We start from the raw sequence: 14,464 nt of genomic DNA, 5'->3' as shown, positions 1-14,464 counted from the left end.
GTCAAACTGCTACCGGCCCCAGCATGAAGCGTGCAATTCTCTACATTCTCTGCCTGCTTGCTTTTATTGAAGTGTCGTCGCGCATTTTTTGGCGCATGCTCGATCGCACCTGGGGCTTTGTGGTGCCGCAACAGATCGGGTGCTTTGATCCGGACTTGGGATGGTCGCTCAAGCCCGGGGCCACGGCCTGGTCCAAGACCACCGGGGTGGACGTGGAATACGCCATCAACGACCAGGGCTATCGCGGACCGGTGGTGACGCCCGAAAAGCCCGAAGGCACGTTCCGCATCGTGGTGGTGGGCGACTCCCACGCGTTCGGTTTCGGACTGCGCGAACGGTTCACCTTGCCCGTGTTGCTTCAGGGGTACTTCAAGAACGTCGAGGTGGTGAACCTGGCCGTGAGCGGCTACGGCATCGACCAGATGCTCTTGCGGGTGCGCCGCGACGGCTACAAGCTCCACCCGGATCTGGTGATCTGCTACGTGCCGCACTTTGCCGACTTTCGGCACATGACCGACAGCATTTGGCGCCTGGGCAAGCCGCGTTTCGTGGAGGAAAACGGCAAGCTGGAGCTCAAGAATTCTCCCGTGACCAACAATTCTCCCCTGTTCATGGCTCTTGTGGCGGCGGACCGGTTTGCCGCGACCTGGTGTCGTACCTACGAGATCCTGCGCAACACCGTGTATTGGATGGCCATCCCCAAGGCCAAGCCCGGCGAGGTCGGACCTCCGCTCGATCCCAAGTTCTGGGCCGACACCGTGGGGCTGGGACTGGACATCGCCCGCCTTTTCGACCGCGAAAGCCAGGAACACGGGGCCAAGTTCATCCTGTTCACCCGGGTGGGCCAGATGTTCGTGGACGCCTTTAAACAGGGCGGTCCCCCGTGCCTCTACGTGGGCACGCCCCTGGTCAACGACGAAATGGTTCTGGCCCACGACCCCTTTCGCCATCCCAACGAGGCGGCCAGCGGGGTTCTCGCCTGGGAGCTGACCAAGTTTCTCAAGGAAAAGGATTTCGTGCCCAAGCAGTACTGGGGCGTGCCCATGGTGCAATAACGCCGACCCGGGCAAAGGGGGTTGGACAACCGCCTTTCGTCCGGGTATCCAGAGAAAGAGACCGACCAGAAGGTCCATCCCGGTCCGCACGGCGGACCAATTCAGGAGGTTCGTCCCGTGGCGTCCTTGCTCGAGACGTTACAATCCATAGACTTCTGCAAACTGGCCCGCTTGTACGAACTCTTCGCCACCATCTACCACGTGGCGTTGGACTACGAAGAGGAACTCATCAGTGTGCTCGAAGTCGACCAGGACGTGCGCATAGCCCGCGACGTGGCCACCTTGCCCCTGGAGGAGGAAGACTCCCCGGCCTGCATGTGGACGCTCAACGAGTATATCCGTCGCAATATCCATTCCGAGCGGACGGCCAAACTCTTCGTGGCCGCGCTTCTGCCCCGGCTCGACGCCCAACTGGCGGGGCTCGGCGTGCAGACCGCGGGGACGCAGGCCCAGGTGCTGCCCCCGAGCGATCCCCTCGTCCGGCTCATGAACTCCAACTACTACACGCCCATCCAGGTGGAAGTCGGCGGCAGCAAGGGCGAATACGTCATCGCCCCGCGCATCAAGCCCATCTTTTCCCGCTGGATCGGCGCCGACCCCCTGGATTACGACGAGGCCTATTTTTCGGCCACCATTTCCTATCATTTTCTCGAACATCACACCCTGGTCAAGGACGGCCGGGTGAACAATCACAGGGTGATTCTCTCGCCGGGCAAGGTGAGCCGCCAGTCCGGCTCGTCGTTTCACCGCAGCCTGGCCAACCTGGAAACCCTGACCATCGCCCTGTCGCCCATGGACGCCGGCTTTGTCTTTGACGTGGAAACCTACCGCAAAAAAGGCGTGGGCATGAAGGTGCCCTTCCGCTACGTGAACTTGAAAAGCCCGGACCGGGACACGATGGAAGAGTACGTCTGCTCCATCCTGGCCAAGGCCCAGGAGGAACGGGTGGACATCCTGATCTTCCCCGAGCTCACGGTGGACCACGACGCCCTCACCTCCATGGTGGAATATCTCTCGACCCACAACGGGCCGCACCAGCTCAAGCTGGTGGTGGCCGGAAGCTTCCACAAGGAGCGCCCCCACGCCGGCTACGTCAACTTGGCCACCATGCTCGACTGGCAGGGCAACGTGGTCTGGGAGCACACGAAAAAACGTCCCTTCGTGCTCACTGCGGACATCATCGAAAAAAGTCCCAACCGCGACTTCATCCGCAGGGAATTCGACCTCGTGGCCGGCGAGGAACTGGTGGAATACATCCATACCGAAAGCCCGGTGGTCTTTGTCGACACCCCCATCGGGCGCATGGCCACGGTGATCTGTCTGGACATGCTGTTGCCCTCCGTGGAGTCCATCATCTCGCGCGTGCCGTGCGACTTTCTCTTCGTTCCTGCCATGACGCTGGGCATCGACAAGTTCCACAGCAAGGCCCGGGACATCTTCGGCGGCCAGTTCAACATGGTGACGGCCTGTTGCGCCTCGGTGAGCTGCACCCAGCTTTTCAGGGGCGAAGGGGTCGAACTCTCGTTTCTTTACGCCCCGTCCAAGAAGTTCAGCGGGAAACACGGCAAGAGCCGGGTGGAACGGTTGGATTCGCCTCCCTTGCTCATCTACCGGCTCCATCAGCTCATGTAGGCCTCCGGCCAAGGACACGACCATGGATCCCTTGATCGAACGCATGAAACAAGATGTTATCGCCCAGGATTTCGAAGCCTTCCGAAAGGATCACTTCGTGCTTCTTTCCTCGTTTCGCAGGCTCATCTTCGGCCAGGACAACGTGGCCCTGGCCAGGCGGTACGCCAGCCTGTCGGACTTCTCCACCTGGTTCTACCGGACCAACAAGCCGGAATGGCCAAAGGTGGAACGCTACATGGGGGGCATCGACATCATGCTCGACCTGGCCCGGACCAAACTCGACACCCGCACGTCCGACGAGTTGGCCGAAGAGGTGGGGGCCTGCCAGTCCGATCGGGACATCCTGGGTGGCCTGCTCCTGAGCGATGGCGTGGTTTCGGCCAAGCTGGCCCTGGAGTTGGGAGCCCCGCTGGGCGAGATCGAGAACCGGTTGCGCTGTCTGGAGGAGATGGGACTGGTGCAGCGACTCAAACGCGGGCGCACGGCCCTGGTGTTTCTCACTCCCACGGGGCGCCAGGCCGCGGCGGATCTGGCCTAGCGCGGAGCCCCCGCGGGCGCGCCCTGTTCGGGGCGTGGACGTTCGGGGCCGCTCTTTTTGTCCCCGGGCGGGCCGCCTGCCGGCATGCGTCTTGTTGAAGCGTACAACACCTTGAAGTCTTTGGATGTTTTTGCCCAGGATATTTCCTGGGCCGGGGAAGCTCTTTTTTGCATTTTTTTCATGACAGGCCCTAGACAACCTCCCTGGAGTGCTTATTTTTCAAAACATGGGTGAACGAGGGGGGATCGTGCACGACCAAGCAGGAGTGAAAACCCTGACGAACCTCGTTCAAACGGCCTGACGTCAGGCTCGGTACGCCGCGCAAGACCGACGGAACAAACCCTGAATCGTTCGGGCCCGTGCCCGGACAACGGAAAAACAAGCAACCCGAAAAAGCGCGGCAGGTATGGCAAGGCCCTGGAAACAGGAAACTGCGTAACCCCCTCAAGGGTCTTTTCAAGGGCCGGAGCAATCGCTCCGGCCCTTCTCTTTTTTCTTGCGCCAAGAATTTTTCGACTGCCGTATCGTTATGTTTCTTCGAAGGCTATTTCCAACCTCCAGGCTTATTACTGGGCGCATTGTGTCTTTAACATCGTGTCTGCGCTGAGCGACAGGGATCAAGGCAGGGCACCTTTCCCTGAAGCACGGTATCAGGTGTTCCATACCCGGAAGAATAGACAGTCAAGTGTGCGTCTCGGTGGGAATCAATACACTAGGAAAATATGCAGCGTGAAAATGCTTGCGTTTGCCATGATCAGAGAGTAGATTTTATATTTATTGGAGGGCGGCAATGACAGCGAAAAAGGTCTGGGGAACGATTATTATCCTACTTTCAGTGGCCGTGTTTGGAATTAGTGGGTATATTGGGTATACAAGTATGAAAGGGGTTATCCACATCTCTGAGCGTTATATAAAACAAAAGGAATCGGCTGGTGAGATGAGTGATGCTGAAAGGTATATTATTCGTTATACACAGAGAGGTAATTCGGAACGTTATCACGATGTCGCTCTCTGTGGAGTGCTCATGCTCTGTTCTGTATTTGGTGCTGTCGTTGGGACAAAGATGGTAAATGCTAAATGAAACGGCTTGAACTTGCGGTGGCTGTAGAATAACTTTTTTATTCGTTACAGGGGGGGTATAATGTCAGGGAAAAAAGTGTGGGGAGTGATTATTATTTTGCTTTCTTTGGCTATGTTTGGTTTTAGTGGGTATAATGGGTATCAGAGTGCAAAGGATATTGTGCATTTTTCTGAAGCCGATATACGAGAGATAGAGTCTTCCAGGCTTGGTATCGATGGGGCAAAGTCTTTTGTTGAGTTTGCGACGAGAGATAATGCTCAGCATTATAAAGAGGTTGCAGTGTATGGAATCTTGTTGATCTGCTCCGTGATTGGCGCTGTTGTTGGGACAAAAATGCTCGATGCGAAGGATGAAGTTGCTGTGTAACACAGACCTACTCGTCATTGTTGGTGTTACGATTTGTTGATATCTGATGGTGGGGTTTGTATGTTGTTCTGTAAGAATGTTTGCTGGGGGTGGCAGTTCTCTTGACTCCTTGTGCTTGCTGGTCGGCGTATGCTTGTTTCGGGCTAGTAACATTGTTTAAGGCATGAAATGTCTGGCACGCTGACGCAGGGGATGATGTCCAGCCTTGATCCCTGTCGGCCAACGGGATGCAGCGTTAAATACTATCTGCTCCAAGGAATATGTATTCGTTTGGTTTTGTATTTTGTTGTTCGCCTGATGGCGTATGCCTATTGTCTTCTTGTGACAAATTATTGATGTTGGACTTACGGTTTAGCGGCTCTGTATGAGCTGCCTCTTCTGGTGTAGAGTTGAGCAAGATTTTCCTCGCCCTGTTTTGAGCAAAGTTCGCAGTCTTTGTTTTGTTGACGTCGTAGGGGAGTTGTCGTCGCGTCCTTTCCCCCTGATCTGGGAAGAAACGACTCACAATTTTGTCAAGCCAAAAACGCATGCCGTCTTGAAGTCGAGGCGGGCTTTGGCTATTATGGTGTATGCGTGGCCACAATCCTGTCGGTTTCGACGCGCTTGCGCGTTCAAAAACGACCGGAGGCGCGCTCGCGCGGGGCCAGGCCCGGCGCGGCCGATTCGGAAACTCGGGAAAGCGCTTGCCGTCGCTTTCCGGTACGCTAGCGGAAATATGCGCGCCCGTACGGCCGGTCCCGCGCAGCCACACCCCATACGGAGGTTACCCATGGCGGTTTTCAAGTGCAAAAACGCTGACGACGTGCTCAAGGCGGTCAAAGACTACAATGTGTCGTTCATCCAGTTCTGGTTCATCGACATTCTGGGCACGCTCAAAAGCTTTCAGATCGCGCCCCGCGAACTGGAATCCGCCTTTGAGGAGGGCATGGGCTTCGATGGCTCTTCCATCACCGGGTTCACCAAAATCCAGGAATCGGACATGGTGGCCTTCCCCGATCCCACCACGTTTCAGCTCGTGGCCTGGCGTCCCAGCGACCGGCCGGTGGCCCGCCTGTTCTGCGACATCAAGAACCCCGACGGCACCCCCTTTGCCGCCGATTCGCGCTTTGTGCTGAAGAAAATGCTCAAGAAGGCCGCCGACAAGGGCTACACCTATTACGTTGGCCCGGAACTCGAGTTTTTTCTCTTCGCCAACTCCTCCGAACCGCGCATTCTCGACCGGGGCGGATACTTCGACGCCCCGCCGCTCGACTTGGCCAACGACGTGCGCCGCGACATCAACTTCGCCCTGGAATCCATGGGCATCGCCGTGGAGTACTCCCACCACGAGGTGGCGCCCTCCCAGCACGAGATCGACCTGCGCTACAGCGAAGGCCTGTCCATGGCCGACACCGCCATCACCTACCGGGTGGTGGTCAAGGAAATCGCCCGCAAACACGGCTGCTACGCCACCTTCATGCCCAAGCCCCTGTTCGGCGAGAACGGCTCGGGAATGCACGTGCACCAGTCGTTGTTCAAGGGGTCCAAGAACGCCTTTTTCGACGCCCAGGCGCCGGGGCATCTCTCCAAGGAAGCCCAAAGCTACATCGCCGGCATACTCAAGCACGCCTCGGAGTTCACCCTGGTCACCAACCAGTGGGTCAACTCCTACAAGCGCCTGGTGCCCGGCTACGAAGCCCCGGTCTATGTGGCCTGGGCCCAGCGCAACCGTTCGGCCCTGGTGCGCGTGCCCATGTACAAGCCCGGCAAGGAAGCCGCCACTCGCATCGAACTGAGAAGCCCGGACCCGGCCTGCAACCCCTACCTGGCCTTTGCGGTCATGCTCGGCGCGGGACTCAAGGGCATTGAGGAAGGCTACAAGCTCTCCAAGCCCATTGAAGAGAACATCTTCCACATGAACGAAAAAGAGATGAAGAAAAACGGCATCACCGCCCTGCCGGGATCGCTCCACGAGGCCATCCTCAACCTGGAAAAGAGCGCGCTCATGCGCGAGATCCTGGGCGAGCACCTGCACGGCGCCCTGGTGGACTACAAAAAGATGGAATGGGATCAGTACCGCACCCAGGTCACCGAGTGGGAAATCGAGCGTTACCTGCCCGTGCTGTAGACTCTCCGGTTCACGATTTCGCGGCCGCCCGGAAACGGGCGGCCTTTTTTTCGCGCTTGCCTTCCCGGACGCGCCGGGCCACACTTCCGAAAGAGCGGGACCGGGCCCGACGGCCGGGCTCCTGGCTTGAGCCCTCCATCCCACCAATCGCGGAGAGACCATGCTCGACTGCCAACGCCATCGTTTCGACATCCCCGAGGACGTCGCCTATCTGGATTGCGCCCACACTTCCCCGCTGCCCTTGGCCGCCGAACGGGCCGGTATCGAGGCCATGGCCCGGCGTCGTCAGCCCTGGAACATGGCGGCCGACGTGCGCTTCGCCGGCCTGGAAGCCGCCCGCCGGGGCTTTGCCACGCTCCTGGGCGCGCCCGAGGCCAACGTGGCCGTGGTGGGTTCCGTTTCCTACGCCATGGCCGTGGCCGCCAAAAATCTGTCCCTTGAACCGGGGCAAAAGGTCGTGGTGCTGGACGGGCAGTTCCCGTCCAACGTCCATCCCTGGCGTAAAGTGCCCGGAGCGGTTGTGGTTCCGGTTCCCCGACCGGCCGAAGGAACCTGGAGCCGGGCCGTGGAGGACGCCGTTACCGCCGACGTGGGCTTGGTGGCCCTGCCGCACTGCCACTGGATCGACGGCACGGTGTTCGATCTGGCCGCCATACGCGTCGCCTGCGACCGGGTGGGAGCCCGCCTGGCGGTGGACGCCACCCAGTCCGCAGGCATGCTTCCCCTGGATCTGGCGGCCGTACGTCCCGACGTTCTCGCCGTCACGGCCCACAAATGGCTGCTGTGTCCCTACGGGGTGGCCTTTCTCTATCTGGCCGACCAGTGGTTGGACGGCGAGCCTCTGGAGGAAAACTGGTTCAACCGCCAGAATGCGGAAGACTTTTCCGGTTCCGTTCAAGACCGCATGGACTATCGGCCCGGAGCCAGGCGCTACGACATGGGGCAAGTCGGCGATGGCCTCCGCATGGCCATGGTCGCCGCTTCCCTGGACCTCATGAACGCCTGGGGCGCCACGGCCCTGTCCGAGAGCCTGCGGCCCAAGATCACCCGTTTGGCGGCCGCCGGCCAAGCCTTCGGGCTCATTCCCACCCCGGTGGGGGAGCGAGCCCCCCATCTGCTGGGCCTGGCCCTGCCCCATGGCCGCGACGCCAGGCCCCTTGCCGCCGACCTGGCCCGCATGGGCGTTCACGTAGGGGCCAGGGGAACGCGTTTGCGCCTGGCCTGTCACGCCTTTGTCAGCGATGGGGACGTGGAGCGTTGCATCACCGCCTTGGCCAGGGGATTGTCCACTTGAGCGAAGCGGAAACTCCCCTGTGGCCCGGCCGGAGGCGTGGTTCCTTTATCGCCGCCCGCGCGCCTGGCGGGGGTTGATTCCCTGGGGGTCCAGGCCCGCACCGGCGTCGTAGACGCCCACCACCTCGTCGAGCAGGGCCACGCCGCGCGCCCGGCGATGATAGCGACGGATGTTGAGAAAGTCCGATTCGTATCCGCCCTCGTTGTTCCAGCCGCCGCAACGTATCACTACGAGCTCGCGCGAAAGGCACAGGCACAACGGGTCGATGTTTCCCTGGCGCACGCATTTTTCCTCGGGCTCACCCGGCGCGGGAAGGATGTCGATGGCGAACGCCCGGCTGACGTCGATGCGCCCGATGATCATTTCGTGCTCCACGCAGCGCAGAAACGCGGATATGGCCCCCGGAGTGTAGGCGTTGTCGTCGTCCAGGAATAGCAGATGGCGTCCCTTGGCCACCCGTATCAGGCGGTCGCGTATTTCGTTGCCGAATCCGCCGGGTGATTTGGGAAAATCGACGAACCGGGCGGGGAGCGACGTTTCCGGGCGCGGGCATTTTACCCCGTCGAAGCCCACGAGCAGTTCGACGCTGCCTGGGGGCAGGCCGGCGTGTGCCACCGAGTCCTCAAGGCTTTTGATGGCCAGGGCGAGCGCCCTGGGACGTCTGCCGCAGCTTGGCGTGATGATGCTGAAGAGTGTTTCCATGGGCGGTCGGTAGCGCGTCGCTTGGCGCCATGCGGCGCACGGGTTGAAGGGACGATATTTCTCGGTATTCCCCCCCTGTGGGTCTCGTCAAGGCGCGTTGGGAAAGAGGGGGAATGGGGAAGAAATGCCTTCGGCGGCCAGAGGGGGTGACCCCCTCTGGACTCCCCGGTTGCCTGCGGGAGAAGGGGGGGCGAGAGGGGGGATGGACAGGCGCGGGGTGGGGGAAAAGTATTGTTTCGGGCCGTTCCGGGACCGGCCTTGCGGTCCCGGAACGGCCCGAAACACGGCCCACGGCGCTATGCGCTGTCGTGAGAAATCGCGTTGGTCATTCGGGGCCGGCAAAGCCCGGCCCCGAATGACCAACGCAATGTTTTCGCCAGCCAGCCGGCCTGGTCGTCGCCAGCGCCGTGGTTCCCGTGTCCGCTTTCACCCGGGGGGGACCGGGGGGAATCATTCCCCCCGGCCGCCGGAGGCTCTCTTCCCTCTTCCTCTCTTCTTCGCATTCTCCTTGCCGCTCTTTCCCTTGCGGGATACAGAGCCCGACCATGGACAGCGACGCGCTTTCGAGGCTGGCGGTGGTGCTTTTTTCGCCCAAGTTTTCCGTGAACGTGGGTTCCACGGCTCGGGCCATGGCCAACATGGGGGTGAGTGAACTCATCGTTGTTTCGCCTCAGGACTATGATCCCGGTCGAGCCAGGGCTTTGGCCACCCAGAAGGGCCAGCCCATTCTGGAAGCCATGACCGTGACCGACGACTTGGCCGGGGCTTTGGCTCCCTTCGAGATGGTGTACGGAACCACGGCCCGCACCGGTGGTTGGCGCAAGGGCATGCTCACGCCGGAGACGGCCGCGGCCAGGGGGGTGGATATCTTGCGTTCGGGCGCGAGCGCGGCGGTGGTCTTCGGTCCCGAGGACAGGGGGCTGACCAACGACGAGACGCGCATTTGCGGGCGTTTGATCACCATTCCCACGAGCGTCGCGGCGTCATCGCTCAATTTGGCCCAGGCCGTGCTCATCGTGCTCTACGAATTTTTCAAGGCGAGTCTGAAAATGCCCTTCAAGCCCGGCGGGCCGCCGGACTCTCGTCAGGCCACCCACGAGGAGCGGGAGGCCCTGTTCGCCAATCTGCAGGAGGCCCTGTTGGCCATCGACTTCTTGAAGGACGACAACCCCGAGTACTGGATGCTGCCGGTGCGCCGTTTCGCCGACCGAGTGGGACTCAAGCGCAACGAGTTCAACCTGCTCATGGGGATCTGTCGCCAGATGAAGTGGGCGGCCGGAGCCAAGCCGGCGGGCAAGGGAAAAGGGGAAAACGGGCGGACTTGACCGGAGGGGGGCCTGCGGTCACAATACGTCTATTCCGCAGCCAAGGAGACGCCATGAGCGCCAGCCCCGCCAAGAAACCCAGTCCGGTGTATTTCGCCAATTTCCGTGCCCGAACCGTCAAGGAAAACAAGCTTTCGCGCATCGCCAAGCTTTTCGAGGTGGCCGGGTTCAAAAAGCTCGCCTGGAAAGATTCCCTCACCGCCGTGAAGGTGCATTTCGGCGAACTCGGCAATGACACCTTCATCAGCCCCGTGCTGGTGCGGGCCGTGGTGGACAAGCTTGTTCATTACGGCGCCAAGCCGTTCCTCACCGACACGGCCACACTCTATTCCGGTTCGCGCGAGAACGCCGTGGACCACATGAAAACCGCCTTGGCTCACGGTTTCGGCCCGGAAACGGCCGGAGCGCCCATCGTCATTGCCGACGGTCTGCGCGGCAATTGCTGGAAATCCATCAACATAGGCAAGAAGCACTTCAAAACCGCCAAGGTCGCCCTGGGCATCGCCGAGGCCGACGCGCTCATGGTGGTCAGCCACTTCAAGGGACACGAGATGGCCGGCTTCGGCGGAGCCATCAAGAATTTGGCCATGGGCTGCGCCCCGCCGGCCGGCAAGCGGGACCAGCATTCCCCGCGCTTCAAGGTCAGCGACAAGCGGTGCGTGGGGTGCGCGGCCTGTTTCAAGGTCTGCCCCCAGAAAGCCATCACCATCGCCGAGAAAAAAGCCAGCATCGACCGGGAAAAGTGCATCGGCTGCGGCGAGTGCCTGACCGTGTGCCAGGAAAAGGCCATCTACATGGACTGGGCCACGGAAATGGCTCCTTTCACCGAGCGCATGGTGGAATACGCCTTCGCGGCCATCAAGGGGCGCAAGAACAAGGTGGGCTTTTTGACTTTTCTTATGAACATCACGCCGGACTGCGACTGCATCCCCTGGTCCGACGCGCCCATCGTGCCCGACATCGGCATGATGGCTTCCACAGATCCCGTGGCCCTGGACAAGGCCTGTCTGGACATGGTCAACGCCCAGGCCGCCCTGGTCGGCACCCAGTTGGCTTGCAACCACGCCCCGGGCGAGCACAAGTTCAAGGGGTTGTGGACCCACACCATGGGCGACCTGCAACTCAGCTACGCCGAGGAGATCGGCCTGGGCACAACCCAGTACGAACTGGTGGAAATCTAGGACCACATTTTCGCGGACACGGCGCGCGTCTTTGGGCGTCGGACGTCGGAAGCGGCGTCCGACGCATGCTCTCCCCGCGTCGCCGGGAGCCCTTTCTTCCCGGACGCGCCGGCGCTCGGGGGCGGCGCCCCTCGACGCCGGGACCCCGGCATGCTAAGGCCGCTTCACGAAAAAAAGGGGGAGTGCTTTCTCAGGTATTTCCCTTTTTCCGCCCGGTTGGTCCTTTGGCGGTCAAAGGCCATTTCCCCCCGGGCGGTTTTTCAACGGACGGGTCCGGGCTTCGTCTTCCGGCCCGTCAAGCGGCTCCGGAGGCCCCATGGACAAGCTCAAGGCCCAGGCCATGCAGATGACCAAGGAGATCGTGGTCAAATTTGTGGAAACCGGGCGCATCACTCCCACCAATTTCACCACCCATTTCGCCAAGATCTATCTGGAAGTGCTGCGCACCCTAAGCGAGGAGACCCTGCCCGACGGCCTGGCCTCCGGAAAGGACGACTGAACCGTGAGCGCCTCCCATGGCTGTCAGGTGGCCGGCATGTTCGGCCGCATCGCCGGCTGGTACGACTTTCTCAACCACTTTTTGAGCCTGGGGCTGGACATCCATTGGCGGTCGCGGCTGGTGGCCCAGCTCGGTCTGCCCTCCACCCGGCCGACCCGGGTGCTGGACCTGGCCGCCGGCACCCTGGACGTCTCCCTGGCCGTGACCCGGCGCCATCCTCTGTGTCGCGTCGCGGCGGCGGACTTCTGCCTGCCCATGCTCCGGCGCGGCCAGGCCAAGCTCGCCAGACGCAAGGCGGGCTCCATCGATCCGGTGCAGGCCGACGCCCTGGCCCTGCCGTTTGCCGAGGAAAGCTTCGAGGGGGTCACCATCGCCTTTGGCATCCGCAACATTTTGCCCCGCGACGCGGCCTATGCCGAAATCCTGCGCACCCTCAAGCCCGGAGGGCGGCTTTGCATCCTGGAGTTCGGCTCCGGACGCCAGCGCATCTGGGGCGGAATCTACAACTTCTACCTGAACCGGCTTTTGCCCCGGTTGGGGAAGCTGTTCTCCAAGGACGACGGGGCGTACGAATACCTGGCCCGCACCATCCGCGAGTTTCCCGACGCCAAGACCCTGGAGCAGGAGCTGAAAAACGCCGGCTTCGTTCGGGTGTGGCATGAGCCCATGGCTTCGGGCATCGTGGTGGTGCATGTGGCGGTCAAGGACATTCGCGCGTAGGAAGGCGGGAAAAGGTCTTCGCGCGCCGGATCGGCGCGATCGTCCGGGGAGTCTTCGGCGTGGTTCGAAGGCTCCCCGGACGGCGTTTGTCGACCCGGACGGCAAAGCGATTCGGTATTCGTCCGGCATTTCTGAAGAGGATGACGCCGCATTTCTCTCGGACAACCAGACGTTGCGGTGTGTCGTTCACGAGACCCGGCAACGCCTGTTCCGTGGGCGCCGCTTTAGGAACGCGTTGCGGGCGGCGGGGCGTTCCTGGCGGGATCGTCCCAGATGTGCGTCTGGTCGAGGTGGAGTTCCGAAAGCCACATGGACCGTTTGGTCGGAAGAAGCTCCGCTATCCAGTGCAGGGCCACGACGCCGAACACGGTAAAAATGAACAGGGTTTCGCCCATGGCCGTTTCCTCCTTCTGGGGTGGTCGTGATTGGACCGTTCCCTGACTCCTAAGCATAATGCGTGCCAGAAGAGAAAAACGGGCAACTCTCTGAATTGTTCCGAAAAAATGAGACGGGTGGCGCGGGGTGGACCGACAAAAATGTCGGACTCTCCGTGGTGTCGACAATTTTGTCGGCAGGACCGCTTCCGTGCGTCACTCCAGGGACTTGATCACCAGGAGGGTCACGTCGTCCTCTTGCCTGGTGCCCTGGCGAAAGCTCGCCACGTCGGCCAGCACCGCGTCCACGATTTCTGTGGCCGAACGGGTGACGTTGGCCGCCACCACCTCTTCCAGCCGCTTCCTGCCGTACATGGCCCCCTGGGGGTCAAACGTTTCCCAGATGCCGTCCGTGCCCAAATAGAGGATCTGCCCCGGTTCCAGGCTGACGGGGCCGTCCTGGGGGAAGCGCTGTCCGGACTCGATGCCCAGGGGGATGCCGGGAGGCGACAGACGCAGGGTTCTTTTCGACTCCGCGTCGACGATCACGGCCGGGTCGTGTCCCGCCCGCAGAAAGCGGAGCGTTCGCGTGGGCGGGTGCAGGAGCAGAAGAAACAGGGTCATGAAGTTTCCGGTGTCGCCGGTATCCTGGCAGAGCAGGGTGTTGACGTCGCGGGCCAGGGCGTCGAGCGTTTCCTCGTGCAGGGCGCGGGCGCGCAGATAGGCCCGGACGCTGGCCATGAGCAGGGCGGCCGGAATGCCGTGTCCGCTCACGTCCCCCACGGCGATGAGCACGCGGTCGTTCGAAAGGGGGATGTAGTCGTAGTAGTCGCCGCCCGTGGAATCGCAGGGGATGTTCACGGCCGCGGTCTCCAGGCCGGGCATGGGGGGCGGGGTCTTGGGCAGGAATCCGCGTTGGATGCTGGCGGCCAATTCCATGTCGAACTCCATGCGCTGTTTTTCGAGCATGGCCTGGTGAAGTCGGGCGTTGTCGATGGCGATGGCGGCCTGGACGCAAAGCAGGCTGAAGAATTCCAGGTCCTCCGGGGTGAAGGGGGTGGCGTCGAGCCGGTTGATGAGCTGGGCCACGCCGATGATGCGTCCTTTCACGGCCAGGGGGGCGCAGAGCATGGTGCGGGTGCGGTAGCCGGTGCGCCTGTCCACGCCGGGATTGAACCGGGGGTCGGCGTAGACGTCGGGCACGAGCAGGGCTTGCCCGTGTTCGAGCACCCAGCCGGCCAGTCCTTGTCCTCTGGGCAGCATGCGCCCCTTGGGCAGCAGGTGGGACACCGGTCCCTGGGCCACGGTGAACACGAGCCGGCCCTCGCCGTCGGGGGATTCGGTGAGCAACAGGCTGCACGTCTCGGCCTCCAGGGCCTGGCGGGTGGTGGTCATGATGCGTTCGAGCACCACGTCCAGGTCAAGGGAGGCGGTGATGAGTTCGCCCAGTTCGAAGCAGCGCTTGAGTTTTTCCAGGCGGTGGTCCGAAGCAGCGGATCGGTGGGGAGGGGGGGCCTGACCGAAGTCCATGGAGTCGTCATGCCCGCAAACGGTTTTTCTGTCCATGATCGCAGCCCGGAAAAGGCCTCT

At 61.5% G+C, this 14,464-nt stretch carries 14 protein-coding genes; 11 read left to right on the top strand and 3 right to left on the bottom strand.

The features are described 5' to 3' along the window. Positions 1-23: 23 nt before the first annotated feature. The 7 genes from ACYQ01_RS07475 to ACYQ01_RS07445 all read left to right on the top strand — a co-directional run bounded on the left by ACYQ01_RS07475 (position 24) and on the right by ACYQ01_RS07445 (position 8,073). The gene (locus ACYQ01_RS07475) at positions 24-1,055 is read left to right on the top strand and encodes an SGNH/GDSL hydrolase family protein (protein ID WP_459933208.1); all 1,032 of its coding nucleotides are present in this window, start codon (positions 24-26) and stop codon (positions 1,053-1,055) included. Between the two features lie 117 nt (positions 1,056-1,172). Next, positions 1,173-2,687 carry a carbon-nitrogen hydrolase family protein gene (locus tag ACYQ01_RS07470; protein WP_459933207.1) on the top strand — a complete coding sequence of 505 codons (1,515 nt, stop codon included), beginning with the start codon at positions 1,173-1,175 and terminating at the stop codon, positions 2,685-2,687. A 22-nt stretch (positions 2,688-2,709) separates the two neighbouring features. Then, on the top strand, positions 2,710-3,225 hold the full coding sequence (locus tag ACYQ01_RS07465) for a hypothetical protein (protein WP_459933206.1): 516 nt from the start codon (positions 2,710-2,712) through the stop codon (positions 3,223-3,225). Positions 3,226-4,015: 790 nt separating this feature from the next. Beyond that, complete coding sequence (locus ACYQ01_RS07460) at positions 4,016-4,306, top strand: hypothetical protein (RefSeq protein ID WP_459933205.1); 291 nt, start codon at positions 4,016-4,018, stop codon at positions 4,304-4,306. A 60-nt stretch (positions 4,307-4,366) separates the two neighbouring features. Then, the gene (locus ACYQ01_RS07455) at positions 4,367-4,672 is read left to right on the top strand and encodes a hypothetical protein (RefSeq protein ID WP_459933204.1); all 306 of its coding nucleotides are present in this window, start codon (positions 4,367-4,369) and stop codon (positions 4,670-4,672) included. A gap of 769 nt (positions 4,673-5,441) precedes the next feature. Next, complete coding sequence (locus ACYQ01_RS07450) at positions 5,442-6,779, top strand: glutamine synthetase family protein (protein ID WP_459933203.1); 1,338 nt, start codon at positions 5,442-5,444, stop codon at positions 6,777-6,779. Between the two features lie 160 nt (positions 6,780-6,939). Then, on the top strand, positions 6,940-8,073 hold the full coding sequence (locus ACYQ01_RS07445) for an aminotransferase class V-fold PLP-dependent enzyme (protein ID WP_459933202.1): 1,134 nt from the start codon (positions 6,940-6,942) through the stop codon (positions 8,071-8,073). 45 nt (positions 8,074-8,118) lie between these two features. On the opposite strand, the gene ACYQ01_RS07440 is transcribed toward ACYQ01_RS07445, so the two are convergent. Next, positions 8,119-8,775, bottom strand: a complete 657-nt coding sequence (locus ACYQ01_RS07440) for a glycosyltransferase family 2 protein (protein ID WP_459933201.1) — start codon at positions 8,773-8,775, stop codon at positions 8,119-8,121. A 545-nt stretch (positions 8,776-9,320) separates the two neighbouring features. Between ACYQ01_RS07440 and ACYQ01_RS07435 the strand changes: the two genes are divergently transcribed. From ACYQ01_RS07435 to ACYQ01_RS07420, 4 genes are all read left to right on the top strand, one after another. After that, positions 9,321-10,100: an RNA methyltransferase gene (locus ACYQ01_RS07435; protein WP_459933200.1), complete on the top strand. Its 780-nt coding sequence runs from the start codon at positions 9,321-9,323 to the stop codon at positions 10,098-10,100. Positions 10,101-10,153: 53 nt separating this feature from the next. Continuing rightward, on the top strand, positions 10,154-11,281 hold the full coding sequence (locus tag ACYQ01_RS07430; protein ID WP_459933199.1) for a DUF362 domain-containing protein: 1,128 nt from the start codon (positions 10,154-10,156) through the stop codon (positions 11,279-11,281). Between the two features lie 316 nt (positions 11,282-11,597). Next, positions 11,598-11,780, top strand: a complete 183-nt coding sequence (locus tag ACYQ01_RS07425) for a hypothetical protein (RefSeq protein ID WP_459933198.1) — start codon at positions 11,598-11,600, stop codon at positions 11,778-11,780. 3 nt (positions 11,781-11,783) lie between these two features. Beyond that, positions 11,784-12,500 carry a ubiquinone/menaquinone biosynthesis methyltransferase gene (locus ACYQ01_RS07420; protein WP_459933197.1) on the top strand — a complete coding sequence of 239 codons (717 nt, stop codon included), beginning with the start codon at positions 11,784-11,786 and terminating at the stop codon, positions 12,498-12,500. A gap of 224 nt (positions 12,501-12,724) precedes the next feature. Here the strand turns inward: ACYQ01_RS07420 and ACYQ01_RS07415 are convergent, their stop codons facing one another. Together ACYQ01_RS07415 and ACYQ01_RS07410 are read right to left on the bottom strand one after the other, a co-directional pair. Further along, positions 12,725-12,895, bottom strand: a complete 171-nt coding sequence (locus ACYQ01_RS07415) for a hypothetical protein (protein WP_459933196.1) — start codon at positions 12,893-12,895, stop codon at positions 12,725-12,727. A 195-nt stretch (positions 12,896-13,090) separates the two neighbouring features. Continuing rightward, positions 13,091-14,440, bottom strand: coding sequence for a PP2C family protein-serine/threonine phosphatase (locus ACYQ01_RS07410; RefSeq protein WP_459933195.1), 1,350 nt, complete (start codon positions 14,438-14,440; stop codon positions 13,091-13,093). Between the last annotated feature and the right edge of the window lie 24 nt (positions 14,441-14,464).

This window comes from Fundidesulfovibrio butyratiphilus, assembly GCF_054657235.1.
The sequence above is the reverse complement of the archived record's forward strand: the minus strand, read 5'-3'. Positions and strand labels throughout refer to the sequence as shown.